The organism is Streptomyces hamibioticus, from assembly GCF_047946815.1.
GTDB lineage: Bacteria > Actinomycetota > Actinomycetes > Streptomycetales > Streptomycetaceae > Streptomyces.
The window spans coordinates 1678542-1704809 of sequence record NZ_JBKKQY010000001.1 but is presented as its reverse complement, the minus strand read 5'-3'; the positions used below and the strand labels follow the sequence as shown (position 1 = coordinate 1704809).

The following is a 26268-nucleotide window of genomic DNA, read 5'->3' as shown; positions in this document are numbered from 1 at the left end:
GTGGCGGTCAGGGGTAGATCTTCTTCTTCCCGGCGAGCATGGCGACGTACTTCTCGATGCGGGCCGCTCGGGTCTCGGGCTTCTTGGCGTCCTGTACCCGGTAGAGGATCGCGTAGCGGTTGCGGCTGTCGAGCGTGGAGAAGAAGTCACGCGCCTCGGGGAGGGCGTCCAGGGCCGCCTGGAGGTCGTCGGGCACGGTCGCCTTGCTCTGACTGGAGTACGCCGCCTCCCAGCGGCCGTCCGCCTTGGCCTTCTCCACCTCCCGCAGTCCGGCCGGCCGCATCCGGCCCTGCTCGATCAGCTCCGTGGCCTTCTGCCGGTTCACCTTCGACCACCTGCTGCCCGGCCGCCGCGGGGTGAAGCGCTGGAGCCAGTGACGGTCGTCCAGCTTCTTCTTCTGTCCGTCGATCCAGCCGTGGCAGAGCGCCGACTCCAGCGCCTGCGCGTAGTCGACGCCGTCCGGTCCGGAGTCTTTCTTCGGGATCTTCAGCCAGACTCCCGGGACCTGGGCGTGGTTGTCCTCCAGCCACTTCTCCCACGCCTCCTGCGTGGCGAAGGAGAGCACCGGATCCGTCGCTTCCCGTGATCCACCAGACATGGCGCTCATGAAAACCCACCCCCTTGGCACGGTCAACCGGGTCCGGGCACGGCGGAGTCGCCGCGGATGACACGTTGCGCCGAGCCGTGTGCTTCGTTGTGAGGGCATGAAGATTCACAACGCGGCAGTCATGAGCGGAGGCGGGAAGGGTCAGGGAGGAGAGCGCGGCGATGCGGGCGGCTCGGAACCCGGCCACGCGCCACCCGCGCTGCGGGTGTGCGGCGTGGACAAGTCCTTCGGACGGCGAAACGTCCTGCGAGGCGTCGACCTCGAACTGCCGGCCGGCTGTCTGGCCGGCGTCGTGGGTGAGAACGGGTCGGGCAAGTCGACGCTGCTGAGGATCCTCGCGGGGCTCATGACGCCTGACCGGGGCGAGGTGTACTGCGCGGGACGCGTAGGGTACTGCCCGCAGGAACCGGTGGTGAACCCGTCCTTCACGGTCGACCAGCACCTGGCGTTCTTCCGCGCCGCCTACGGCCTGGCGGACCTCACGAAGGCCTACGAGCTGGTGGACGTCCTGGGGTTCTCCGAGTACCGGGCGGCTCGGATCGACAGGCTCAGCGGCGGAACACGGCAGAAGCTCAACCTGGTCCTGGCGCTGATGCACCAGCCTCCGGTGCTGTTGCTCGACGAGCCGTACCAGGGGTTCGACTGGGAGACCTACCTTCGCTTCTGGGACCTGGCCGGACGACTCCGCACAGCGGGCTGCTCCTTGCTGGTCGTCTCCCACATCGCACACGACATGGACCGGTTCGACCGCCTGTGGCGTATGGAGGCGGGCCGTCTGGTCACCGACGACCGGATCTCTCACAGCCTGGGTTGAGGGCGGACGGAAGGGCACCACGCCGGCCGGGGATCAGTGAGTCGTCGAGGACCGCCGGTAGAGCCGGTAGCGTTTGACGACGCGTCCGCCGACACGGGCGGTGGCCGCGTTGACCTGGTGGTTGTCCTCCAGCACCCAGGAGGCCTCCGCCGTCGTCAGCCGCTGGTCACGGGCGGCCCGGGACAGGGCGAGGTACAGCAGCAGTTCCAGGCCGCGACCGCGGTGCTCCCCGCTGACTCCCAGGGCGATCAGCCGGGCCCGGTCCAGACGCCGCCCGGCGAGCAGGAAGCGTGCGAGGCCCACGGGCAGGCCGTAGGTGAACAGGCGGCCCCGGGCCGCGGCCAGGGCGGGGGCGAGGTCGGGCAGGGCCACGGCGAACCCGGCGGGTCGGCCGTCGACCTCGCCGATGAGGACCAGACCGGGCCTGAGGAAGGGCTTCAACCGGCGTGCCAGGACGTCGAAGTCACGTCGCTCGAAGGGGCAGAACCCCCAGTTGCCGCCCAGAGCCGCGTTGTAGAGGGTGCGGATCAGTTCGGTCTCCTCGGCGAAGCGGCGCAGGTCGACCGGCCGGACGCTGAGCGAGCGACCGCGGGCGAGGCGGTCGGCGGCCCGGACCAGACGGGGATCCTCGTGGAGGGTTGTCTCGAACTCCCAGGCGAGCAGGTCCATCGCCTTGGCGAACCCGGTCCGCTCCAAGAGCTGCGCGTAGTACGCGGGGTGATAGGGCATCATCACCGCCGGCCGCCGGTCGAAGCCCTCGACCAGCACCCCGCACTCGTCATTGGTGGTGAACGAGACCGGTCCGATCATCGTGGGCCGCCCCTGCCGGGCCACCCAGCCGGCCGCCGCGTCCACGAGGGCCCGGGCGACCGCCACGTCGTCGACGGTGTCGAAGAAGCCGAAGAACCCCTCGGAACATCCGTGGTGTTCCTCGAAGCGCGGGTCGACATGGGCCGCGATCCTGCCGACGACCGAGCCCCGGCTGCGGGCGAGGAACAACTGGGCTTCGGCGCGGGCGAAGAACGGATTGGCGCCCTCGTCCAGCAGGGCGTGCTGCTCACTGCGCAGGGGCGGGACCCACAGCGGCAGGTCCCGGTGCAACCGGTAGGGGAGTTCCACGAACGCCGCGCGGTCCGACGAGGTGCGTACGGGGGTGATCTCGACGTGAGTGATCGTGGAAGGCGTCACGGACACAGGCGTCTTCTCCTGGCTCTGCGGTGTCCCGGGCGGAGAGGGGACACGGAGGACGGGGCAGTGCTGTCCAACGAGCGACGGCGGCCGTGAGCACGCGTATGCCGCCCTGCGCGTGTCCATCGGCCGCGCCCCCTCGTTGGCCAGCGAGGGGGCACGGCCGATGCCCGGCAGCCGACTGCCGAGAAGAGAGCGGAGGGGGGTGGTGAGGGAGAGATGGGGCAAGCGGTGAAGAACGTACGGCTGCTGGGATGTGCGACCTGGTTCGCGATGATCGAGCACGCGCGCAACCGGCTGGCTGTCGCCCTGATGCTGGTCTTCGTCCCCCTGTGGGTGACGCTGGCCCGCCTGACGGTGGGAACCGACCCGGTCCGATTCCGGTTGCGCGCCACCGGTGAGGTGCTGCTCGCGGACGGCAGCCAGCTGACACAGGTCACGGGTGCCATGAACGCGATCACCGGAATCCTCGGGTTCATGATGTTCGCCGCCACCTTCAGCAGCGGCTCCTTCGACCAGCGCCTGGCGATGGCCGGATTTTCCCGCGTCCACCTGCTGTCGGCCAAAGTGATCTGCCTGGCGCTGGCGGCAGCCGTCCTGGTCGTCTACGCCACCGCGGTGCTGTGCCTGTACTGGTCACCGCGCCAGCCCGTGCTGCTGGCCGCCGCACTGTTCAGTACCGCGCTGACCTACGGCGCGATCGGCGTGGCGCTGGGTGCCCTGCTGCGCAAGGAGGTGGAGGGCATGTTCGTCATCGTGATGGTGTCCGTCACCGACATCGTGCTGCAGAACCCGGTGCAGAGTGCGTCAGCCGAGACCGGAATCGTCCAGTTCCTGCCGTCCTACGGTGCCATGCAGGCGGCGGTGGCGGCCGGCTTCTCCGACACCGTGCTGCTGCACTGGCTGCTCCTGCCGTTGGTGTGGTTCGCGGCCGCTGCCGCGTTCAGTCTCTGGACCTTCCACCGGCGTACCCGTGTGGCATCCCGCGCGGTGGCCCTCCCGGCCCGGCAGGCGGTGGGCCGGTGACCGGGCGGGAGAGCACCTGCACCTGCCGGGCGGTGCCGCCCTCGGCCGCCCCCGGCAGCCGATCGTGGGAAGGCAGGCGGATCGCTGTCGTGGGAGCCACCGGCTTCATCGGCAGGCGCCTGTGCCACCGCATCACCGCGGAAGGCGGCCTCGTCACCGCGTTGGTCCGGCCGAACTCCCCCGTGCACCACCTGCCGACGCGCAACCTGCGCCGGGTGGTGGGCGACCTGACGAGTGGCGAGGGCCTGCCGGAGCTGGTGAGCGGCGCCGACGTCGTCCTGCATCTGGGCGGCGTCACGTCGGCCCTGCGCGAGCAGGCGTACTGGGCAGGCAACGCCGTCGGCAGCGGCCACCTCGCCCGGTCGGCAGCGGCCCTGCCCGTACCCCCCGTTTTCGTGTACTGCTCCTCGCTGGCCGCCGCCGGCCCCGCCCCTGCCGTCGACCGTCCCCGCACCGAGGAGGACGCACCCACGCCGGTCTCGGCGTACGGGCGCAGCAAGCTGGCCGGGGAGCGGGCGGTACGGGAGTTCTCGGACCGGATGCCGGTCACGGTCATCCGCCCGCCCGCCGTCTACGGCCCGGGGGACGCCATGCTGGTGCCGTCCGTGCTGCCCATGATCCGCGCTCGGCTGCTGGTGTCCTGCGGGCGTGGTGAACGCCGCTTCAGCCTCATCCATGTCGACGACCTGTGCACCGCCCTGCTGAGTGCGGCCGCCCGTGCGCCCCGTGCACGTCCCGCGGGGAACGACGGCGTCTACTTCGTCTCGGACGGCGTCGTGCACACCTGGGAGAGCTTCGCGGTGGTCCTTGCCTCGGCGATCGGGCGCAAAGCCCCTCACCGGGTGAGCGCCCCGGCGGCCGTGGCTGCGGCGGTGGCGAGAGCCGGTGAACTGGCAGCTCGGTTCACGGGCGGCGCCGCGCCCGCCCTGACCAGGGACAAGGTACGCGAGCTGACGCACCCGTGGTGGACGTGCAGCGACGAGAAGGCGCGCCGCGACTGGGGTTTCCACGCGGCGACAGGGCTGCGGGAGGGCCTCGGCGCGCTGTGCGGCGCGCACGATCTCCGCGGCCTGCCCGGTGTCCCGGGAGCTTCCGCCCCGGGGCACCGGGCAGGCCGTTGACCTCAGCCTCCGGAGGCCGGCACCGAGGTCAGGTCGGCCAGCAGCTCGGCGGTCGCGGTCACCGCTTCCTCGATCTGGGCGTCGGTGTGCCGGGCGGTGACGAAGAAGCGCAGCCTCGCCTGCCCCTGCTCCACCGCGGGAGAGACGAACGGGCACACGCTGACGCGGCGCGCCGCCAGACGGGCAGCGAGATCCAGAGCGGTCCGGTCCGCACCGACGATCACCGGTACCACGCAGGACCCGGTGCTGCTCCCGCCGGTGTCCAGCCCCGCCTTGCCGGCGAGGTCCCGGAAGAGGTCCGCCTGGCGTCGAGCGGCGGCGGCCAGGTGAGGACGGGCGCGCAACTGGGCGAGCGCGGCATGGGCGGCCGCGGCGACGCTCGGCGCGAGGCCGACGCTGTACACGAACCCCGGTGTCGTCTGCTTCAGGTGCGTGATCAGGGAGTCGGCGCCGGCGACGAAACCGCCGGTGCTGGCCAGCGCCTTGGACAAGGTGCCCATGCGCACGTCGATGGCCTCCGGTGGCACCTGCCAGTGGTCGACCACACCGGCTCCCGACGGACCGAGGACGCCGATGCTGTGGGCCTCGTCCACGTACAGCGTCACCCGATGCCGGTCCCGCAGCTCGACCAGCGCGGGCAGGTCGGCCAGGTCGCCGTCCATGCTGTACACGCCCTCCACGACGACCACCGTCCGCCTGTGGTGATGCCGCTCCGCCGTCAGAAGACGGTCCAGGAACGCCATGTCGTTGTGGGGAAAGACGCGGCGCCGGGCCCCGGACAACTCGGCTCCCTGCACCAGGCTGTTGTGGGCCAGCTTGTCGTACACGACCAGATCGCCGGGCCCGGCCAAGTGGCCCAGCACCGAGACGTTCGTGGCATGTCCGGAGACGAAGGCCAGGGCCGCCTCCGCACGCAGGAAGCCGGCCAGCGAGGCTTCGAGTTCACGGTGGACCGGACGTTCACCGGACGCGGCACGGCTGGCCGCCACCGTGGTGCCGAAGCGGTCGATGGCCTCCTTCGCCGCCCGCATCACGTGGGGATCGCCGCCCAGGCCCAGGTAGTCGTAGGAGGAGAACAGCGTCCTTGTCTCCCCGTCGACCACGGTGGTCGCGCCCGGCCTGCCGTCGTGCACGGCGAAGTAGGGGACCGGATGCGGTGACTGGGACACCAGTTCGACGATGGCGTGCAGTCCACGCGTGTGCGGCGCGGCAAAGGCATCAGGCTCCCCGCCGGTACCGGCCGACAGCGTCCCGGTGTCGGGACGGGGCACCGGGACGTCGTTGTCCGGCCGGGGTCCGGCCGCCGGTGGCGTCGGCCGGGGCACGGCCGAGCCCGCCTCCGGGGCGGGGCGGGGGTGCGTGGTGGGAGGCTGCACGGCGTCGAGCGCCCGGGCGACGGCGTCGCACAGGTCGCCCGCCGTGCGGGCGCCGTACACGGCCGTGTCGTCCAGCCGGACGCCCAGCTCCTGTTCGATGACGACGAGCATTTCCATCGCCTGCAGCGAGCCGAGTCCCAGGAGGCGCAGCTCGGTGTCCTCCTCCAGCACGGGGACGGGGTGCCGGGTCGCTGCCTGGCAGGCCCGGTGCAGCACCCGCAGCAGTGAGTGGCGGGAAGGCATGACGGTTCCTCCCTGTCAACCGGTCGGTGTGGCGGTGCGGTGCGCGAGGTAGTTGGTGCGCATCGCCTGGCGGCGCGGCTTGCCGGAGGTGGTCCTCAGCACGAATCCCGGGCGTTCCAGGACCACGTCCGCGACCTGTACGGACAGTCGTCGGGCCACCACCTGTCGCACCGCGTCGGCCACGCCGGGACCGCATCGGGGCAGGTACTCCACCACCACGACGATCTCCTCGCTGTCCGTGCCGGGGCGGGTGAAGGCCACCGCTCCGTTCGGCCGCACTCCCTCCACCGTCTCCGCCAGCCACTCCACCCGCTGGGGGTCGATGTTGCGGCCGTTGACGACCAGCACGTCCTTGCACCGCCCGACGACGTACAACTGGCCGCCGGACAGGTAGCCGCGGTCCCCGGTGCGCAGCCAGCCGTCGGGACGGAAGGCCTCACGGGTGGCTCCGTCGTCCCCGACATAGCCGTCGGCCACGGACGGTCCACGCGCCCAGATCTCGCCCACCGTGCGTTCGGCGCACGCCCTTCCCGCTTCGTCCACGATACGGATCTCATGACCAGGCAGCGGTGGCCCGCAGGAGACGACTTCCACCGCCTCCCGGTCCGGTGCCGCGGGACGGGCGTGTTGCCGCGCGTGCAGATCGGCGGCGTCCACGGTGTCGCTGCGCGGACCGCCGGGCGCCACGGTCAGGGCGAGGGTGTTCTCCGCCAGCCCGTAACAGGGGCGCACCGCTGCCGTGGCCAGCCCGGCGACCGCGTGCAGCCGGGCGAAGGACTCCAGCACACCGCGGTTGATCGGTTCCCCGCCGCACAACAGGACCCGTGCCCGCGACAGGTCGAGCCGGGCCACCTCCTCCGGGTCGGAACGCCGGGCCGCCAGGGCGTACGCGAAGTTCGGAGCCGCGGTGATGGTGCCGCCCACCTGCGCCATGACGCGCATCCACGACTGCGGGTCACGCAAGAACGAGGTCGGCGTCATGAACGTCACGGAGACTCCGGCCACCATCGGCGCCAGGACGAACCCCACCAGCCCCATGTCGTGGTGCAGCGGCAACCAGGTCACCCCGTGGTCCCGGCCGGCCCGCGCCGCGAGCGCGTCCCGCATGATGCCCACGCTGTTCGCCGTCACGGCGCCCCAGGTCGCCGCCACCACCCGGGGCTTTCCCGTACTGCCGCTGCTGGACTGCAAGTACGCCGCACGCTGCGCATTCAGTTCAGCCCTGGTCACCGACCCCGTGGCCGGGACCGGCAACTCCTCGTGGGCGAGCCGGGTCACGCGTGCCCCGGCCGGCAGCGTGTCCTCCGGTCCGACGACGGCCCGGGCGCCCACTGCGCTCAGCAGTGCCGTCGCCGTCTGCGACCACGCCGGATCGCCGCCCCACGCGGGCGGCGCCATCGGAACCGGCACGGCACCCGCCCACATCGCCCCCAGGAACGCCGCGATGAACGGCTGTGGCCGCGCCGCCACGACGGCCACTCTGTCCCCCGGCCGTACGCCGCGGCGCACCAGGCCTTCGGCGTGATCGCGTACGACGGTCAGCAGGTCGGCGCGCGACAACTCGGCGAAACCATCGTCGACCGCGTACCGATGAGCCAGGGAATCGTCTCCCTCCCAGGATTCCAAGAGCGACAGCACACAGGCAGAACTCTTCAAGTACCTCACCAAGACCTCGATACCGGTTCGTGTCATCGGGTCCAACGAGGCTGGGCGCTGGCGGAACCGGTGCGACCCGTGCGGGTGAACGAAGGCCATGGTCGTGGCCGACGGGCTCGTACCTGGTGAGGGAAACCGGAAGCCAGCCGGCGCTCAGATGTCCCGGAAGATCTCGATCTGCGCCCCGATCGAGTTCAGCCGTTCCGCCAGGTCCTCGTAACCGCGGTTGATGACGTACACGTTGCGCAGCACCGACGTGCCCTCCGCCGCCATCATCGCCAGCAGGACGACGACCGCGGGGCGCAGGGCCGGCGGGCACATCATCTCGGCGGCGCGCCAGCGGGTCGGGCCCTCGACCAGGACCCGGTGGGGGTCCAGGAGCTGGAGGCGGCCGCCGAGGCGGTTCAGGTCCGTGAGGTAGATCGCGCGGTTGTCGTAGACCCAGTCGTGGATCAGGGTCTGGCCCTGCGCCACCGCCGCGATGGCCGCGAAGAACGGCACGTTGTCGATGTTCAGGCCCGGGAACGGCATCGGGTGGATCTTGTCGATCGGCGCCTCCAGCTTGGAGGGCCGGACGGTGAGGTCCACCAGCCGGGTGCGGCCGTTGTCGGCGTGGTACTCGGGTGAGCGGTCGTGGTCCAGGCCCATCTCCTCCAGGACCGCCAGCTCGATCTCCAGGAACTCGATGGGCACCCGGCGCACCGTCAGCTCCGACTCCGTCACCACGGCGGCGGCCAGCAGGCTCATCGCCTCGACCGGGTCCTCGGAGGGGGAGTAGTCCACGTCGGCGTCGATGACCGGGACGCCGTGCACGGTGAGGGTCGTGGTGCCGATGCCCTCCACCCGGACGCCGAGCGCCTCCAGGAAGAAGCACAGGTCCTGGACCATGTAGTTGGAGGAGGCGTTGCGGATGACCGTGACGCCGTCGTGCCGGGCGGCGGCCAGCAGCGCGTTCTCGGTGACCGTGTCGCCCCGCTCGGTCAGCACGATCGGGCGGTCGGGGCGGACCGCGCGGTCGACCACCGCGTGGTACTGGCCCTCCGTCGCGGCCACGTCCAGGCCGAACCGGCGCAGCGCGATCATGTGCGGCTCGATGGTCCGGGTGCCGAGGTCGCAGCCGCCGGCGTACGGCAGCTTGAAGCGCTCCATGTGGTGCAGCAGCGGGCCGAGGAACATGATGATCGAGCGGGTGCGCACCGCCGCCTCCGCGTCGATGGCCGCCATGTCGAACTCGGCCGGCGGCACGATCTCCAGGTCCACGCCGTCGTTGATCCAGCGGGTGCGCACGCCGATGGAGTTGAGCACCTCCAGGAGGCGGTAGACCTCCTCGATGCGCGCCACCCGGCGCAGCACCGTGCGGCCCTTGTTGAGCAGCGAGGCGCACAGCAGGGCCACGCAGGCGTTCTTGCTCGTCTTGACGTCGATGGCGCCGGACAGCCGGCGGCCGCCGACCACTCGCAGGTGCATCGGACCCGCGTAGCCCAGGGAGACGATTTCGCTGTCCAGCGCCTCACCGATCCGGGCGATCATCTCAAGGCTGATGTTCTGGTTGCCGCGCTCGATGCGGTTGACGGCGCTCTGGCTGGTGCCGAGCGCCTCCGCGAGCTGCGACTGCGTCCAGCCGCGGTGCTGCCGGGCGTCACGGATGAGCTTGCCGATGCGTACGAGGTAGTCGTCTGCCATGAGGTTGAGGCTATCTCAGATATGAGATGGCGCCTTTCGGGGGGTCTGTTCGGGTGACGGGTCGTCAATGGCGCCTGGCCGAACGAGTGCGGCGCCAGCCGAAAGGTCCGGGCAAATCCATCGATGTCGTACGACGTCCAGTGCTGCTCCGGGTGTGGCGCGGCCCGTTCCTGCCGCCGGTCGTGATGGACCACGAACGTTTGTTGATGTTCAGCCGTACTCCGGGAAGGATCCGGAAGCTCTTGCGGAACGTGAGCGGCATCGTGCCTCCCTTCGGTTCGCCGGGTGCGCCCGGCGTAATCCGGATACCCCGAGGGGGAGGAGCCATGGGCATGACGGTCATGCGGTGGGGCGCACGCCACACCGGGGCCGGGCATGACCATCCGGCCCCCATGTACTAGAGTTATCTCGACATCGAGATATCTGCCGGGGCGTACCGCAGTCGCCACCCTGGTAAGGGCAGCCTAACTTAGCCTTACCTCAGCGGATCGGCCGGGGTGGCGTGGCGGCAGGATGCGGTGGTACGCGCACATAAATGAAGGAGACTGTCGTGTCGGCGAACAGCTTCGACGCCCGCAGCACGTTGCAGGTGGGCGACGAGTCGTACGAGATCTTCCGGCTGGACAAGGTCGAGGGCAGCGCGCGCCTTCCCTACAGCCTGAAGGTGCTGCTGGAGAACCTGCTCCGCACCGAGGACGGCGCGAACATCACCGCCGACCACATCCGTGCCCTCGGCACCTGGGACTCGCAGGCCCAGCCGTCGCAGGAGATCCAGTTCACGCCGGCCCGCGTGATCATGCAGGACTTCACCGGCGTGCCCTGTGTCGTGGACCTCGCCACCATGCGCGAGGCCGTCAAGGAGCTGGGCGGCGACCCGGCGAAGATCAACCCGCTGGCCCCGGCCGAGCTGGTCATCGACCACTCCGTCATCGCCGACAAGTTCGGCACCAACGACGCCTTCAAGCAGAACGTCGACCTGGAGTACGGCCGCAACAAGGAGCGCTACCAGTTCCTGCGCTGGGGCCAGACCGCCTTCGACGAGTTCAAGGTCGTCCCGCCCGGCACCGGCATCGTCCACCAGGTGAACATCGAGCACCTGGCCCGCGTCGTGATGGTCCGCGACGGCAAGGCCTACCCGGACACCCTCGTCGGCACCGACTCGCACACCACCATGGTCAACGGCCTCGGCGTCCTCGGCTGGGGCGTCGGCGGCATCGAGGCCGAGGCCGCGATGCTCGGCCAGCCGGTCTCCATGCTGATCCCGCGCGTCGTCGGCTTCAAGCTCACCGGCGAGCTGCAGCCGGGCACGACCGCCACCGACCTGGTGCTCACCATCACCGAGATGCTGCGCAAGCACGGCGTCGTCGGCAAGTTCGTCGAGTTCTACGGCGAGGGCGTGGCCGCCACCTCCCTGGCCAACCGCGCCACCATCGGCAACATGTCGCCGGAGTTCGGCTCCACCGCCGCGATCTTCCCGATCGACGACGAGACGCTGAACTACATGCGCCTCACCGGCCGCTCCGAGCAGCAGGTCAAGCTGGTCGAGACCTACGCCAAGGAGCAGGGCCTCTGGCTGGACCCGGCCGCCGAGCCGGACTTCTCCGAGAAGCTGGAGCTGGACCTCTCCACCGTCGTGCCGTCCATCGCCGGCCCGAAGCGCCCGCAGGACCGCATCGTCCTGGCGAACGCCGCCGAGCAGTTCAAGCAGGACGTCCGCAACTACGTGGACTCCGTGGACGAGGCGGGCCAGGAGTCCTTCCCGGCCTCCGACGCCCCGGCCGTCGCCCCCAACGGCGCCCCGAGCAACCCGGTCCCGGTCACCGCCCCCGACGGCACCACCTACGAGATCGACCACGGTGCGGTGACGGTCGCGGCCATCACCTCCTGCACCAACACCTCCAACCCGTACGTCATGGTCGCCGCCGCCCTGGTGGCCAAGAAGGCGGTCGAGAAGGGCCTGACCCGCAAGCCGTGGGTCAAGACCACCCTCGCCCCGGGCTCCAAGGTCGTCACCGACTACTTCGAGAAGGCGGGCCTGACCCCCTACCTCGACAAGGTCGGCTTCAACCTCGTCGGCTACGGCTGCACCACCTGCATCGGCAACTCCGGCCCGCTGCCGGAGGAGGTCTCCAAGGCCGTCAACGACCACGACCTCGCCGTCACCTCGGTCCTGTCCGGCAACCGGAACTTCGAGGGCCGGATCAACCCCGACGTCAAGATGAACTACCTGGCGTCCCCGCCACTGGTCGTCGCCTACGCCCTCGCCGGCTCCATGAAGGTGGACATCACCAAGGAGGCCCTCGGCACCGACCAGGACGGCAACCCGGTCTACCTGAAGGACATCTGGCCGACCGAGGCCGAGGTCAACGAGGTCGTCGCCAGCGCCATCGGCGAGGACATGTTCGCCAAGTCCTACAGCGACGTCTTCGCCGGCGACGCCCAGTGGCAGGCGCTGCCCATCCCGACCGGCGACACCTTCGAGTGGGACGCCGAGTCCACCTACGTCCGCAAGCCCCCGTACTTCGAGGGCATGCGGCCGGAGCCGTCCCCGGTGGAGGACATCACCGGCGCCCGTGTGCTGGCCAAGCTGGGAGACTCGGTCACCACCGACCACATCTCCCCGGCCGGCGCCATCAAGGCCGACACCCCGGCCGGCAAGTACCTCACGGAGCACGGCGTCGAGCGCCGCGACTTCAACAGCTACGGCTCCCGCCGCGGCAACCACGAGGTCATGATCCGCGGTACGTTCGCCAACATCCGCCTGCGCAACCAGATCGCGCCGGGCACCGAGGGCGGCTACACGCGTGACTTCACGCAGGACGGCGGGCCGGTCTCCTTCATCTACGACGCCTCGCAGAACTACCAGGCCGCCGGCGTCCCGCTGGTCGTCCTGGCCGGCAAGGAGTACGGTTCCGGCTCGTCCCGCGACTGGGCGGCCAAGGGCACCGCGCTGCTCGGCGTCAAGGCCGTCATCGCCGAGTCCTACGAGCGCATCCACCGCTCCAACCTGATCGGCATGGGCGTGCTGCCGCTGCAGTTCCCGGAGGGCGCCACCGCCGAGTCCCTCGGTCTGACCGGTGAGGAGACCTTCTCCATCTCCGGCGTCACCGAGCTGAACAACGGCACCACCCCGCGCACGGTGAAGGTCACCACCGACACCGGCGTCGAGTTCGACGCGGTCGTCCGCATCGACACCCCCGGCGAGGCGGACTACTACCGCAACGGCGGCATCATGCAGTACGTGCTGCGCAGCCTGATCCGCAAGTAACACCCGGCGGACCGAGGCAGGAGGGCCGCGCTCCCGGTGCCACCGGGGGCGCGGCCCTCCGCGCTGCACGTCCGTCCGTCAGGCGACCGCCGCCCCCGTCCCCCGGGCCCCGGCGATGTAGTCGGACCGGCCGGCCCCGTCGTACACCGTGATGTCGACGTACGCCCCCTCGGGGATGTCGAAGTCCCTGACCGTGAGGTCCACCGTCTCCGAAGTGCCCGGCGCGGAGAAGGTGCCGAGGTCGTGGTAGGAGCCGCCCGAGGAGTAGCCGACGGCCACGTAGACCGTGTCGCCGTCGTTGCGGGTGTCGTACACCCAGAGCTTCTCGTCGTACGGGTGGAACTCCACCTTGCCGACGAACCAGCCCCCGTGGGTCAGCTCCATCTTGACGGCGGTGCCGCCCGCGTCATGGGCGAAGTAGGTGCCGTCGAACGGGTCGGTGAGGCTCCCGCCGCTGCACGGGCAGGTGTCGGTGTCGCGGTAGTACGTGGCCACGCTCGGGTCCGGGTCGTAGGCCTGGGCCGGGGCGGCCGTCGCGAAGAGCGCGCCCGCCGTCAGCAGCGCCCCCGTGAGCGCGCCCGTCAGCCCTCTGCCGGTGATGGTCCGCACGTGTTCCCCCTCCTGTGCCGCTGCCCGGTGCGCACCGGGCGTCCGCTCATTGTGCGGCGCACGGCATGCGCGGGAAACGGGGCACCACACGGCGACGGCGGGTTCAGGCCAGGCCCGGACCCGCCGTCGCGCTCAGCGCCTCACGCCAGCAGCTCCACCTCCGCCAGGGTGTGCTCGCCGTCCAGGACCAGGCGGTACCGCTCGTACGTCCCCGGCGACTTCACCGAGAACGCCCGGGTCTGCCGGTCCCAGGCGAAGGACTCGCCGGAGCGTTCGTCCAGCGTCCGCCATGTGCCGCCGTCCGCCGAGCCCTGGAGCTTCCAGCCCGTCGGGGCCTTCGCCCGGTCCGCCGAGGACGTCAGCGTGTACTGGACCGCCTTCACACCCCTCGCGACCGGAAGGCCGACGGAGGTCACCGCCGCGTCCGTCGCCGACGTGTCGTCGAACAGGGCGCCGTCCCCCTCGACGGCGTCCTCGCGCGGCGTCGGCACCTCGTCGTCCTGTGTGATGGACACGGGCTGGGCGTTCTCGCCGGTGCCCCACGAGGACGGCCGCGGGCCCATGGCGAACTCCAGGACGCCGCCGCGCGCGATCAGGGAGTGGGGCAGCGCCGTGGAGTTCCAGCGCTTGCCGTTGACCTTCAGTCCCTGCACGTACACGTTCTCCGCGCTGTTCTCCGGCGCCTTCACCACCAGCTTGCGCCCGTTCTCCAGGTGGACGGTCGCCTTGGTGAACAGCGGGGAGCCGATGGCGTACTCGCCGCTGCCCATCACCAGCGGGTAGAAGCCGAGCGCGGAGAACAGGAACCAGGCCGACTGCTCGCCGTTGTCCTCGTCCCCGTGGTAGCCCTGGCCGATGTCACTGCCCACGTAGAGGCGGGAGAGCACCTCGCGGACGTTCTTCTGGGTCTTCCACGGCTGCCCCGCCGCGTCGTACATGTACAGCGCGTGGTGGGCGACCTGGTTGGAGTGCCCGTACATGCCCATCCGCACGTCCCGCGCCTCGGTCATCTCGTGGATGACACCGCCGTAGGAGCCGACGAACTCGGGCGAGGCGGTCTCGGGCGTGGCCAGGTACTCGTCGAGCTTGTCCGCGAGGCCGCCCCGGCCGCCGTAGAGGTTGGCCAGGCCCCGGCTGTCCTGCGGGGCGGTGAAGGCGTAGCCCCAGCCGTTGGTCTCGGTGTAGTCGTGGCCCCACACCCGCGGGTCGTACTTCTCCGACTCCACGCGCCACTTGCCGGCCGCGTCCTTGCCCTGGAAGAAGCCGGCCTTCGGGTCGAAGAGGTTGACGTAGTCCCGGGCGCGGTCGAGGAAGTACGCCGACTCCTCCCGGTAGCGCTTCTCGCCGGTCTTCTCGTACAGCGCCTCGCCCATCTTCGCGATGCCGTAGTCGTTGAGGAAGCCCTCCAGCGCCCACGACAGGCCCTCGTGCGTCTCCGTGCCGGTGTAGCCGAGGAACGGCGAGGTCGCCATGCCCTTGCGCCCCACGCCCGAGGAGGGGGGCACGACGGTGGCGTTCTTCAGGGCCGCCTCGTACGCCGCCTCCGCGTCGAAGTCGACGCCCTTGACGTACGCGTCCGCGAACGCCACGTCCGAGGAGGTGCCGGTCATCAGGTCCGCGTAGCCGGGGGAGGACCAGCGCGAGGTCCAGCCGCCGTCCTTGTAGTGCTGCACGAAGCCGTCGACCAGCTCACCGGCCTTGGACGGGGTGAGGAACGAGTACGCGGGCCAGGTCGTCCGGTAGGTGTCCCAGAAGCCGTTGTTGACGTACACCTTGCCGTCGACGACCTTCGCGCCGGTGTGCGTCGGGGTGTCCTGCTTCTCCATCCGCGAGAACGGGGAGGCGTACTTGAACGTCCCGTCGACCTTCTCGTAACCCGAGTTCGGGTACAGGTACAGCCGGTAGAGGCTGGAGTACAGCGTGGTCAGCTGGTCCGGGGTCGCGCCCTCCACCTCGACCTTGCCGAGGACGCGGTCCCACTGCCGCTGGGCGTCCCGCTCGACCTTGTCGAACGAGGTGCGCTTCGGGATCTCCTGGCGCAGGTTGTCCTTCGCCTGGTCGACGCTGATCAGCGAGGTCGCCAGCCGCAGCGTGACCGTGCGGTCCCGGCCCGCGTCGAAGCGCAGATGGCCCTTGACGCCCTCGGCGGAGCCGCCGGTCACCTTCGCGCCGTCGAACTCGCCGTGGACGAAGAGCCGGGTCGCGCCCGTCGACAGGCCGGACTTCACGTCCGAGTAGCCGGTGAAGGTCCCGCTCTCCTCGTCCAGGGTCAGGCCCGCCTGGCCGGTGACGTTGTCGAACAGCACGCTCGCGTCGTCGCCGGGATAGGTGAAGCGGAACATGGCGGCGTGGTCGGTCGGCGCCATCTCGGCCTTCAGGCCGTTCTCGAACCGCACCCCGTAGTAGTACGGCCGCGCGGTCTCGTTCTCGTGCCGGAACGCCAGCTCCCGCGCCTCCCGGCCGGTGTCCGGGGTGCCGGACGCGGCCGACGGCATCACCTGGAAGGTCTGCCGGTCGCCCATCCACGGACTGGGCTCATGGCTGGCGCTGAAGGCCTGGATGGTGGGCAGGTTGTCCGCGTTGTTGCCGCGCGCGTACTCGTACAGCCAGCTCAGCGAGCCCGCGTTGGTCACCGGCGTCCAGAAGTTGAAGCCGTGCGGCACGGCCGTCGCGGGGAAGTTGTTGCCGCGCGAGAAGCTGCCGCTGGAGTTGGTGCCGCGGGTGGTCAGCGCGTAGTCGGAGACGTGCGCCTTCGGCCGCTTAGGGCGGACTGTCTTCAGTGCCACGTCGTCCAGCCAGCCGCGGAACTTCGCCGGGCCCTTGGGGGAGTCGTACGCCACCAGGATCCGGTCGACGGTCCTGCCGGCCGCCACCGACCCGATCCGGGACTTCACGTCGTTCCACTGGTTGACGTACAGCACCTTGGCCGCGCCCTGCCCGCGGGGCGTCAGCGCGAACCCGTGGCTGTCCTTCGCGCCCAGGTCGCTGAGGTAGGTGCCGTCGGTGAAGGCGAGGTCGACGGAGACGTTCGTGGCGTCGTAGTCGAGGTCGCCGTCGGCCATCGACGGGAAGACGCGGTACGACAGCTCGGTGTGCCGGTCGACCTTCACGTCGACGTCGAAGACCTTGTTGTACGACCAGGCCCGCCCGTCGGCCGTGTGCCGGCCGGCGTAGCGCAGCGCCCGCTTGCCGGTGAAGCCCGCCCGGGCCTTGGCGGTCGGCGAGCCGCTGGGGCCGCTGTCGACGAGGGAGAGCATGTCCTGCGGGACCGGCCCGCCGCTGTCGCCGGTGGACAGCTGCACGTCGGCGAGCTGAAGGATCTCCCCGCCGCGGTTCTTGGTGATCTCCAGCCGGAAATACCGGTACTCGGCGGGCTCGGCCAGGTCGTACGTCTTCGTCTGGAAACGCTCGGTGAAGGACTGGCCGGACCGGCTGTCGAGGTCCGTCCACTCCTCGCCGTCGGCCGATCCCTGCAGCGTCCAGTCCGCCGGGTCGCGCTCGTCGTGGTCGTTCGCGGAGGTGAGCGCGTACTTCGCGATCCGGACCGGCTCGTCCAGGCCGAACTCGACCCAGCCGGTGGCCTCGAAGGTCAGCCACTTGGTACCCGGCTCGCCGTCGACGAGGTTCTCCTTCACCTCCCCGGCGCCGGTGTTCTCGCCGCTCGCCCGGACGTCGGTGACATGGTCGGTGACATTGCCGGGGATGCCCGTGGTGTACCCGCCGTCGACGCCCGAGGCCCGTTTCCGGCCGTCCGGGCCGGTGTCGACGGTGTTGAGCCAGTCCGGGGCCGGATCGTCCGTCTCGAACGAGGACGCGAACTCCCGGTCGGGGGCGGCCGGAGCCTGCGGCAGGGCGACCACCGCGCCCTGCGAGGCCGCCGCCAAGGCGAAAGCGGTCGTCACCACGACCGCCGGACCCCATCTGTGCCGAGTTCTGCGCTGCATCTGCCAGGACCCTCCCTGCGCGCGGGACCGCGCTGGACAACGTTGTCAACTCCTGTGCGCAAGGTCCAGTAGTGGGCCAAGTGGCCAGCAGTGTCAAGGGTGTTGGCTGTGGCATTCGGGGCCCTTGTCAAGGATTTTTCCGGCAAGCGGCACGCAGGCCACGCATATTTCCGCCAGGTCTCAACTCGGAAAAGACGTACGGCCAACCTTGCATTCGATCTTGCTCCGCTGGCGGGAAGTGGACTATACCTGTCGGCCACCGGGGGAACCGGGGGGAACCGCGAAGGGGAACCGCCAAAGCACCCGAACAGCACCACCCGCACTTCCTGCACGACGCAGCTTGACCCGATCGCGGTGCCGGGAGGATCCGGTTCACCGCCTGAGTCCTGGAGAAGGCGAGGACTTGAGCATGGGATCCACTTCCGCCGAGAACGCCGCGACCGCCGAGAACATCGAGCACGACGGCACCGCGGGCGTCGGCCGCCGCAGCCTGATCAAGAGGTCCGTGGCCCTTGGCCTGATCTCCGTCCCCACCATGAGCTTCCTGTCCGCCTGCGCCAGCGGCGGAGGCGGCGACACCGAAAAGGCCAAGGCGGGCGAGAAGACCGCCAAGAACCCGCTCGGCGTCAACGAGAGCGCCACGATGGAATTCGTCCTCTTCGACGGCGGTTTCGGCAAGGAGTACGGCGAGGACGCCGTCAAGGTCTACGAGAAGAGCTTTCCCAAGGCGACGGTGAAGTTCTCCGCCACCCAGAAGATCCAGTCGACGCTCCAGCCGCGCTTCAACGGGGGCAACCCACCGGACCTCATCGACAACTCCGGCGCCGAGCAGATGGACATGGGCGTCCTCGTCGGAAAGAAGCAGCTCACCGACCTCACCCCGCTGCTGGACGCCCCGTCCTACGACGATCCGGACAAGAAGGTCCGCGACACGCTGCGCCCCGGCATCGTGGAGATGGGTCAGTTCGACGGCGAGAAGGTCTGGATCCTGTACTACGCCTACACGGTGTACGGCGTCTGGTACTCGCAGAAGGCCCTCGACGCGCTCGACGCCGAATACCCCAAGACCTGGGACGAGATGCTCGCGGTCTGCGAGAAGGCCAGGAAGAAGGGCATGGCCGGCTGGACCTACCCCGGCAAGTACCCGTACTACCTCCCCTTCTCGCTCTACCCGATGATCGGCAAGGTCGGCGGCGTGGAGGTGCTGGACGCCATCGACAACCTGGAGCCGAACGCCTGGAAGCACCCGGCGGTCAAGGCCTGCTTCGAGGCCTACTACGAGCTGTACCGCAAGGGCTACATCCTCAAGGGCACCCCGGGTCTGGACCATATCCAGTCGCAGACCGCCTGGGCCAAGGGCGACGCCCTGTTCATCCCCAACGGCTCCTGGGTGGAGAACGAGTCGGCCAAGGTCATCCCCGCCGACTTCGAGCTGACCGTCTCCGCGCCCTCCGGCCTGGACGACTCCGACAAGCTGCCGTTCGGCGCCATCTGGGCCTCCGGCGGCGAGCCGTTCATCGTCCCGGCCAAGGCGCAGAACGGTCTGGGCGGCATGGAGCAGCTGCGCATCATGCTCAGCGAGGCCTCCTCGAAGAACTTCACCAGCAAGGTGAAGTCGCTGACCGCCTACGACGGCGGCACCGACGGCATCGAGCTGACCCCGGGCCTGAAGGCCGGTGTGGCGGCGCTGGAACTGGCCGGCGACAACGTGGTGAACCCGCGGATCCAGGACTGGTACGTGCAGCTCCAGAAGGAGAAGATCGGCGTGGGCGGCCTCGGCGAGATGATGGCCGGGCGGCTCACCCCGGCGGAGGCCATCAAGAAGATCCAGGGCTTCGCCGACGAGACGGCCAAGGACTCGTCGATCAAGCACTACAAGCACCAGTGAGGACGCGTCCCCCAGGGCCTGCCCGGCGCCGCCGCGCCGGGCGGGCCCTGGCGGCGCCACCCGCGCACAGATCGGGGTCGTAGGCAATGCAGCACGGCAAGTACCGGTTCATCGTGGGGTTCCTGGCCGTTCCCCTGGGGCTGTACGCGCTCTTCGTGATCTGGCCGTTCCTCCAGTCGATCTACTACTCGTTCACCGACTGGACCGGTCTGAGTCCCGAGTTCTCGATGGTCGGCTTCGACAACTACGAGCGGATGCTCGAGGACGACATCTTCTGGAAGTCCTTGCAGCACAGCGTGCTGTTCGCGCTGCTGGTGCCCTTCGTCACGCTCGGCCTGGCACTGTTCCTGGCCTTCATGATCAACGTGGGCGGCCGGCACCGCCGGGGCGGACCGGTGATCTCCGGGGTCCGCGGCTCCGGCTTCTACAAGATCGTGTACTTCTTCCCGCAGGTGCTCTCCATCGCGATCGTCGCCCTGCTGTTCCAGTTCGCGTACAACCCGGACAGCGGCGCGATCAACTCCCTGCTCCGCGGGATCGGGCTCGACGGCCTCCAGCCGCTGTGGCTCGGCGACCCGGATCTGGCGCTGTGGTGCGTGATGGCGGTGCTGGTGTGGTCCACGGTCGGTTTCTTCGTGGTCCTCTTCTCCGCCGGCATGGCCTCCATCCCGGCGGAGCTGTACGAGGCCGCCCTGCTGGACGGGGCGAGCCGCTTCACCACCTTCTTCCGGGTCACCCTGCCGCTGCTGTGGGACACCGTGCAGTCCGGCTGGGTCTACATGGGCATCCTCGCACTCGGCGCGGAGTCGTTCGCGGTCGTGCAGATCATGACGACCGGGCCCGGCGGACCCGACTACTCGACCACCGTCATGGTCCTGTACGTGTACCAGAAGGCGTTCCGTGACGGTCAGGCCGCCTACGCCACCACGATCGGCGTCGCCCTGCTCGTGGTCACGCTGGCCTTCGCGGCCGTCGTGATGCGGCTGGGCCGGCGCGAGCGGCTGGAGTACTGATCCGATGAAGACGACCGAGACCTCCGCTGACGTGCCGGCCCCGTCCGGTGCCGCCGTCACCAAGACCGACGCCCCGGCCGGCGGGTCCCCGAAGACGAAGAAGGAAGGCACCGTCCTCAACGTCTTCTCGCACGGGATCCTGGTCATCTGGGCGTTCCTGGTCGCCATGCCGCTGGTGTGGGCGGTGATGACGTCGTTCAAGGACGACGCCTCGATCTTCCGCTCACCCTGGTCGCTGCCGGACGAGCTGCACTTCGACAACTGGTCGCGGGCCTGGACCCAGGCCCACATGAGCGACTACTTCCTCAACACCGTCCTGGTGGTGGGCGGCTCCCTCGTCGGCACCCTGGTGCTGGGCTCCATGGCCGCCTATGTGCTGGCCCGGTTCGACTTCCCGGGCAACCGGTTCATCTACTACCTGTTCGTCGGCGGCATGAGCTTCCCGATCATGCTCGCCCTGGTCCCGCTGTTCTACGTGGTGAACAACATGGGGCTGCTGAACACCATCCCCGGGCTGATCCTGGTCTACATCGCCTACTCGCTGCCCTTCACGGTGTTCTTCCTCACCGCGTTCTTCCGGACGCTGCCCTCGTCGGTGGCGGAGGCGGCCTTCGTCGACGGGGCCTCGCACACCCGGACCTTCTTCCAGATCATGCTGCCGATGGCCAAGCCGGGCCTGATCAGCGTCGGGATCTTCAACTTCCTGGGGCAGTGGAACCAGTACATGCTGCCGACGGTGCTGAACACCGACCCGGACAAGCGCGTCCTCACCCAGGGCCTGGTGCAGCTGGCGGTCAGCCAGGGGTACAAGGGCGACTGGTCGGGGCTCTTCGCCGGGCTGGTGATGGCCATGCTGCCGGTGCTGGGGGCGTACATCGTCTTCCAGCGGCAGGTGGTCGGCGGGCTCACGGCGGGCGCCCTGAAGTAGCGCTCCCACGGTCTGTCCCGCGCTTCCCGTATGCCGCTCCCGGTCCGCCGGGGGCGGCATACGCATGCGTGTGCCGGGCACCCGGATGCGGTTCAACCTCTTGACGGGAGGCGACCCGAACGGCTCAGCTTAGAGTTCACTAGTTGGACATAGGCGGGGTCTCATCGAAGCGGCCCCGTACGCAGGAGGTCGTCGTGGAGACTCCGGGGTCGCAGTCGTCGCTGCACCGAGCCAACCTTGAGCGGGTCGTACGGGCGGTACGGCTGGCCGGGTCCCTCACGCAGGCGGAGATCGCGAGGACCACGGGATTGTCCGCGGCGACGGTCTCCAACATCGTCCGGGAGCTGAAGGAAAGCGGAACCGTCGAGGTCACGCCCACCTCGGCGGGCGGCCGGCGGGCCCGCAGCGTCTCGCTGAGCGGCGACGCCGGGATCGTGATCGGTGTCGACTTCGGACACACCCACCTGCGGGTCGCGGTCGGCAACCTCGCCCACCAGGTGCTCGCCGAGGAGTCCGAGCCGCTGGATGTGGACGCGTCCTCCACGCAGGGCTTCGACCGGGCGGAGCAGCTGGTCAACCGGCTGATCGAGGCGACCGGCGTGGACCGCTCCAAGGTCGCCGGGGTGGGGCTCGGCGTGCCCGGCCCGATCGACGTGGAGTCCGGGACGCTGGGCTCGACGGCCATCCTGCCCGGCTGGGGCGGCACCAGGCCCGCCGAGGAGCTGCGGGAGCGGCTCGGCGTGCCGGTGCACGTGGACAACGACGCCAACCTCGGCGCCCTCGGCGAGCTGGTCTGGGGCAGCGGCCGGGGGGTGCGCGACCTGGCGTACATCAAGGTCGCCAGTGGTGTGGGCGCCGGACTGGTGATCAACGGCCGGATCTACCGGGGGCCGGGCGGCACCGCAGGCGAAATCGGACATATCACTCTGGATGAAGCCGGTCCCGTCTGCCGCTGCGGCAATCGCGGCTGCCTGGAGACCTTCGCCGCGGCGCGCTATGTCCTCCCGCTGCTCCAGCCCGGTCACGGCAGCGACCTGACCATGGAGGGCGTCGTACGGCTGGCGCGGGACGGCGACCCGGGCTGCCGTCGGGTGATCGCCGACGTCGGCCGTCACATCGGCAGTGGAGTCGCCAATCTCTGCAACCTCCTCAACCCCAGCCGCGTCGTCCTCGGCGGTGATCTCGCCGAGGCCGGAGAGCTGGTCCTCGGGCCCATCCGGGAGTCCGTCGGCCGCTATGCGATCCCCAGCGCGGCACGCCAACTCTCCGTACTTCCCGGTGCACTTGGGGGCCGTGCGGAGGTGCTCGGAGCGCTCGCCCTGGCGCTGAGCGAGATGGGCGATTCGACCCTGCTCGACGGAAGTGCGACCGGGGCGCTGCCAGCCGCCGCCCCCGCCTTCACTTAGAGAACGGATGGCACCGTTGCCATCTCGTTAAGGATTTACTTCTTGACGTCGCACGTGTGGCCGAGTTGACTTCCAGCCACCTCGGCCGCAACGACGCGGCCTCGTCAGGGAGGTTTGTAGAAGTGAACACGCGTATGCGTCGTGCCGCCGTTGCCTTTGCCGCCACCACGATGGCCGTCTCGCTCGCCGCCTGTGGCAGTGCCAAGGAGGCCGACGGCGGCAGCGACTCGTCCTCCGACGCCGCCGCCAAGAAGGGCGACGACATCAAGGTCGGTCTCCTGCTTCCGGAGAACCAGACCGCTCGCTACGAGAAGTTCGACCGGCCGCTGATCGAGAAGAAGATCAAGGAGCTGACGAACAACAAGGGCGAGGTGGTCTACGCCAACGCCAAGCAGGACGCCACCGTCCAGAACCAGCAGGTCGAGACCATGATCAGCAACAAGGTGGACGTGCTGATCGTGGACGCGGTGGACTCCAAGGCGATCGCCAACTCGGTGAAGAAGGCCAAGGACGCCGGCATCCCGGTGGTCGCCTACGACCGGCTGGCCGAGGGCCCGATCGACGCCTACACCTCGTTCGACAACGAGCAGGTGGGCAAGGTCCAGGGCGAGGCGCTGCTCGAGGCCCTGGGCGACAAGGCCAAGGACGGGCAGATCGTCATGATGAACGGGTCGATCACCGACCCGAACGCCGCCCTGTTCAAGAAGGGCGCCCACTCCGTCCTCGACGGCAAGGTGAAGATCGGCAAGGAGTACGACACCAAGGAGTGGAAGCCGGAGAACGCCAACAAGAACATGGAGGGCGCCATCTCCGCCCTCGGCAAGGACAAGATCATCGGCGTCTACTCCGCCAATGACGGCATGGCCGGCGGCATCATCACCGCCCTCAAGGCCGGCGGCTTCGACAAGCTGCCGCCCGTCACCGGCCAGGACGCCGAACTCGCCGGCGTGCAGCGCATCGTCGCGGGTGAGCAGTACATGAGCGTCTACAAGCCGTACGCCCCCGAGGCCGAGGCCGCCGCGGAGATGGCCGTCGCCCTGGCCCACGGCGAGTCGCTCGACTCCGTCGCCAAGGACAAGGTCGACAGCCCCACCACCAAGGGCGTCCCGTCCGTCCTCGTCCCGGTCGTCTCGCTGACCCAGGACAACATCAAGGACACCGTCATCAAGGACGGCGTCTACACCGTCCAGGAGATCTGCACCGCCAAGTACAAGGCGGCCTGCGACAAGCTCGGCCTCAAGTAAGCGGTCCAAGCTGTTCCGTAGGCCTCGGCGCCCGCGGAACGACCGCACACAGCTCCTCCGGCGTCCCCGCGCACACCAGCCCCGCAAGCTAGGCGGGGCGCCGGACGGAACACCCCCCAACTCTTCTGCACTACCTTCCGCCGGGTCAGGCGGCGAAGGAGATGGTTCACGTGTCCGCTACGCCCGTGCTGGCGTTGCGCGGGGTCTCCAAGCGATTCGGTGCCGTCCAGGCGCTCACCGACGTAGAGCTTGAGGTCCACGCCGGTGAAGTGGTCGCCCTGGTGGGCGACAACGGCGCCGGAAAGTCCACGCTGGTCAAGACGATCGCCGGCGTGCACCCCATCGATGAGGGCGTCATCGAATGGGAGGGCAGGTCCGTATCGATCAACAAGCCGCACGACGCCCAGGAACTGGGCATCGCGACCGTCTACCAGGACCTCGCGCTGTGCGACAACATCGACGTCGTCGGCAATCTGTTCCTGGGCCGGGAACTGCGCCGCCGCGGCGTCCTCGACGAGGTCGAGATGGAGCGCCGTTCGCGCGAGCTGCTCGACACGCTGTCGATCCGCATTCCCAGCGTCCGCATCCCGATCGCCTCGCTCTCCGGCGGTCAGCGCCAGACCGTGGCCATCGCCCGTTCCATGCTCGGCGAGCCGAAGCTGGTCATCCTCGACGAGCCGACCGCGGCCCTCGGCGTGGAGCAGACGGCGCAGGTCCTCGACCTGGTCGAGCGGCTGCGCGAGCGCGGCCACGCCGTGGTGCTCATCAGCCACAACATGGCCGATGTGAAGGCGGTCGCGGACAAGGTCGCCGTGCTGCGCCTGGGGCGCAACAACGGGGTCTTCGAGGTCAAGTCGACCTCCCAGGAAGAGATCATCTCCGCCATCACCGGTGCCACGGACAACGCCGTGACCCGCCGTGCGGCGCGCACCAACGGGGAGGCTCAGAAGTGAGCATCGACAAGACCTCCGCCCCGGCCGACGAGCACGTCGTGGAGAACCCCGAGGCCGCCGCCGGTTCCGACACCGCCGTGGACCCGCGGCTGCTGGTCCGGGAGCAGGGCTTCGCCGGCTACATCAGCGAGTTCAAGCGCAAGGTCCGCGGCGGCGACCTGGGTTCGCTCCCGGTCGTCGTCGGCCTGCTCGTGATCTGCGTGATCTTCCAGAGCCTGAACTCGGCGTTCCTGTCGGCGGAGAACCTCAACAACATCGCGGTCGCCATGGTCGCGACCGGCATGATGTCCGTCGGCATCATCTTCGTGCTGCTGCTCGGCGAGATCGACCTGTCGGTCGGCTCGGTCAGCGGTGTCTCCGGCGCCGTGTTCGCGGTTCTCTCCGTCACCCACGGTGTCAACGAATGGCTCGCCCTGGTGATCGCCATCGTCGGCGGTGCGGCGATGGGCGCCGTCCACGGCTTCTTCTTCGCGAGGATCGGGGCACCGGCCTTCGCGGTGACCCTGGCCGGCCTGCTGTTCTGGAACGGCTTCATGCTCCAGATGCTGGGCCAGAACGGCACCATCAACATCGACAGCGACGGCGTGGTCGGCAAGCTGACCACGTACTACTTCACCGACGTCGCCGCCGCCTACGGCCTGGCCACGATCGCCGTCGCGGGATACTTCGCCTCGGCCTTCCTCGACAGCCGTCGCCGCGAGGCCGCCGGTGTGCCGTCCCGCCCGCTCAGCGACATCCTCCTGCGGACCGGGCTGCTGGCCGTCGTCGCCTACGCCGCCGCCGTGATGTTCAACCAGTACAAGGGCCTGCCCTTGGCCCTGCTGCTGTTCCTCGTCGTCCTGGTCGGCATGGACTTCCTGGTGCGCCGCACCCCGTACGGCCGGAAGGTGTTCGCCCTCGGCGGCAGCGTCGAGGCGTCCCGCCGCGCGGGCATCAACGTGGTCGCGGTCCGGGTCTCGGTGTTCGCCCTCGCGGGCCTGTTCGCCGCGGTCGGCGGCCTGTTCTGGGCCTCCAAGATCGCGGCCGCCAACCAGAGCGCCGGCGCCGGCGACCTGCTGATGAACGTCATCGCGGCGGCCGTCATCGGCGGCACCAGCCTCTTCGGCGGCCGCGGCCGGATCTGGAACGCCCTGCTCGGTGTCATGGTGATCACCTCGATCCAGTACGGCCTGGCCCTCCAGGGCACCGGCGCGCCGGTCCAGTACATGATCACCGGTGGCGTCCTGCTGGCGACCGTCGTCATCGACTCGGTCACCCGCAAGACCCAGCGGACCGCCGGCCGCGCCTAGCGCGCCGAGCGT

At 69.6% G+C, this 26268-nt stretch carries 19 protein-coding genes; 11 read left to right on the top strand and 8 right to left on the bottom strand.

Going from position 1 to position 26268, the window contains the following annotated elements; genetic code table 11:
* Positions 1–7: 7 nt before the first annotated feature.
* The gene (locus ACLGIH_RS07665) at positions 8–607 is read right to left on the bottom strand and encodes a YdeI/OmpD-associated family protein (RefSeq protein ID WP_416524469.1); all 600 of its coding nucleotides are present in this window, start codon (positions 605–607) and stop codon (positions 8–10) included.
* Between the two features lie 214 nt (positions 608–821).
* On the opposite strand from ACLGIH_RS07665, the gene ACLGIH_RS07660 reads away from it, so the two are divergent.
* Positions 822–1421 carry an ABC transporter ATP-binding protein gene (locus tag ACLGIH_RS07660; RefSeq protein WP_416524468.1) on the top strand — a complete coding sequence of 200 codons (600 nt, stop codon included), beginning with the start codon at positions 822–824 and terminating at the stop codon, positions 1419–1421.
* Between the two features lie 33 nt (positions 1422–1454).
* Here ACLGIH_RS07660 and ACLGIH_RS07655 read toward each other — a convergent pair whose 3' ends face one another.
* Positions 1455–2615: an N-acetyltransferase gene (locus tag ACLGIH_RS07655; protein ID WP_416524467.1), complete on the bottom strand. Its 1161-nt coding sequence runs from the start codon at positions 2613–2615 to the stop codon at positions 1455–1457.
* Between the two features lie 213 nt (positions 2616–2828).
* On the opposite strand from ACLGIH_RS07655, the gene ACLGIH_RS07650 reads away from it, so the two are divergent.
* Positions 2829–3635: an ABC transporter permease gene (locus ACLGIH_RS07650; RefSeq protein ID WP_416524466.1), complete on the top strand. Its 807-nt coding sequence runs from the start codon at positions 2829–2831 to the stop codon at positions 3633–3635.
* Positions 3636–3724: 89 nt separating this feature from the next.
* Positions 3725–4756 carry an NAD-dependent epimerase/dehydratase family protein gene (locus ACLGIH_RS07645; RefSeq protein WP_416524465.1) on the top strand — a complete coding sequence of 344 codons (1032 nt, stop codon included), beginning with the start codon at positions 3725–3727 and terminating at the stop codon, positions 4754–4756.
* A 2-nt stretch (positions 4757–4758) separates the two neighbouring features.
* On the opposite strand, the gene ACLGIH_RS07640 is transcribed toward ACLGIH_RS07645, so the two are convergent.
* The 4 genes from ACLGIH_RS07640 to ACLGIH_RS07625 form a co-directional block, all read right to left on the bottom strand.
* On the bottom strand, positions 4759–6375 hold the full coding sequence (locus ACLGIH_RS07640; protein ID WP_416524464.1) for an aminotransferase class I/II-fold pyridoxal phosphate-dependent enzyme: 1617 nt from the start codon (positions 6373–6375) through the stop codon (positions 4759–4761).
* Between the two features lie 15 nt (positions 6376–6390).
* Entirely contained in the window at positions 6391–8001 is a 1611-nt protein-coding gene (locus ACLGIH_RS07635; RefSeq protein ID WP_416524463.1) for an AMP-binding protein, read from the bottom strand.
* Between the two features lie 183 nt (positions 8002–8184).
* On the bottom strand, positions 8185–9714 hold the full coding sequence (locus ACLGIH_RS07630; protein ID WP_416524462.1) for a helix-turn-helix domain-containing protein: 1530 nt from the start codon (positions 9712–9714) through the stop codon (positions 8185–8187).
* Positions 9715–9778: 64 nt separating this feature from the next.
* Positions 9779–9976 (bottom strand): DUF4236 domain-containing protein, encoded by a 198-nt coding sequence (locus ACLGIH_RS07625; RefSeq protein ID WP_416524461.1) that lies wholly within the window; start codon positions 9974–9976, stop codon positions 9779–9781.
* Positions 9977–10264: 288 nt separating this feature from the next.
* Between ACLGIH_RS07625 and acnA the strand changes: the two genes are divergently transcribed.
* Complete coding sequence (gene acnA, locus ACLGIH_RS07620) at positions 10265–12982, top strand: aconitate hydratase AcnA (protein WP_416524460.1); 2718 nt, start codon at positions 10265–10267, stop codon at positions 12980–12982.
* A 78-nt stretch (positions 12983–13060) separates the two neighbouring features.
* On the opposite strand, the gene ACLGIH_RS07615 is transcribed toward acnA, so the two are convergent.
* Together ACLGIH_RS07615 and ACLGIH_RS07610 are read right to left on the bottom strand one after the other, a co-directional pair.
* Entirely contained in the window at positions 13061–13591 is a 531-nt protein-coding gene (locus ACLGIH_RS07615) for a hypothetical protein (RefSeq protein ID WP_416524459.1), read from the bottom strand.
* 140 nt (positions 13592–13731) lie between these two features.
* A complete protein-coding gene (locus tag ACLGIH_RS07610; protein WP_416524458.1) occupies positions 13732–17535 on the bottom strand; it encodes a GH92 family glycosyl hydrolase in 3804 nt (1267 codons plus the stop codon).
* Positions 17536–17944: 409 nt separating this feature from the next.
* Here ACLGIH_RS07610 and ngcE point away from each other — a divergent pair, with 409 nt between their 5' ends.
* The 7 genes from ngcE to ACLGIH_RS07575 all read left to right on the top strand — a co-directional run bounded on the left by ngcE (position 17945) and on the right by ACLGIH_RS07575 (position 26256).
* The gene (ngcE, locus tag ACLGIH_RS07605; protein ID WP_416524457.1) at positions 17945–19423 is read left to right on the top strand and encodes an N-acetylglucosamine/diacetylchitobiose ABC transporter substrate-binding protein; all 1479 of its coding nucleotides are present in this window, start codon (positions 17945–17947) and stop codon (positions 19421–19423) included.
* Positions 19424–19509: 86 nt separating this feature from the next.
* The gene (locus tag ACLGIH_RS07600) at positions 19510–20436 is read left to right on the top strand and encodes a carbohydrate ABC transporter permease (RefSeq protein WP_416524456.1); all 927 of its coding nucleotides are present in this window, start codon (positions 19510–19512) and stop codon (positions 20434–20436) included.
* A gap of 4 nt (positions 20437–20440) precedes the next feature.
* Positions 20441–21364, top strand: coding sequence for a carbohydrate ABC transporter permease (locus tag ACLGIH_RS07595; RefSeq protein ID WP_416524455.1), 924 nt, complete (start codon positions 20441–20443; stop codon positions 21362–21364).
* A 194-nt stretch (positions 21365–21558) separates the two neighbouring features.
* Complete coding sequence (locus tag ACLGIH_RS07590; protein ID WP_416524454.1) at positions 21559–22770, top strand: ROK family transcriptional regulator; 1212 nt, start codon at positions 21559–21561, stop codon at positions 22768–22770.
* Positions 22771–22904: 134 nt separating this feature from the next.
* The gene (locus tag ACLGIH_RS07585) at positions 22905–24014 is read left to right on the top strand and encodes a substrate-binding domain-containing protein (protein WP_416529312.1); all 1110 of its coding nucleotides are present in this window, start codon (positions 22905–22907) and stop codon (positions 24012–24014) included.
* A 161-nt stretch (positions 24015–24175) separates the two neighbouring features.
* Positions 24176–24967: an ATP-binding cassette domain-containing protein gene (locus tag ACLGIH_RS07580; protein WP_416524453.1), complete on the top strand. Its 792-nt coding sequence runs from the start codon at positions 24176–24178 to the stop codon at positions 24965–24967.
* Entirely contained in the window at positions 24964–26256 is a 1293-nt protein-coding gene (locus tag ACLGIH_RS07575) for a sugar ABC transporter permease (protein ID WP_416524452.1), read from the top strand. The genes ACLGIH_RS07580 and ACLGIH_RS07575 overlap by 4 nt, the downstream gene beginning before the upstream one ends.
* Positions 26257–26268 lie beyond the last annotated feature (12 nt).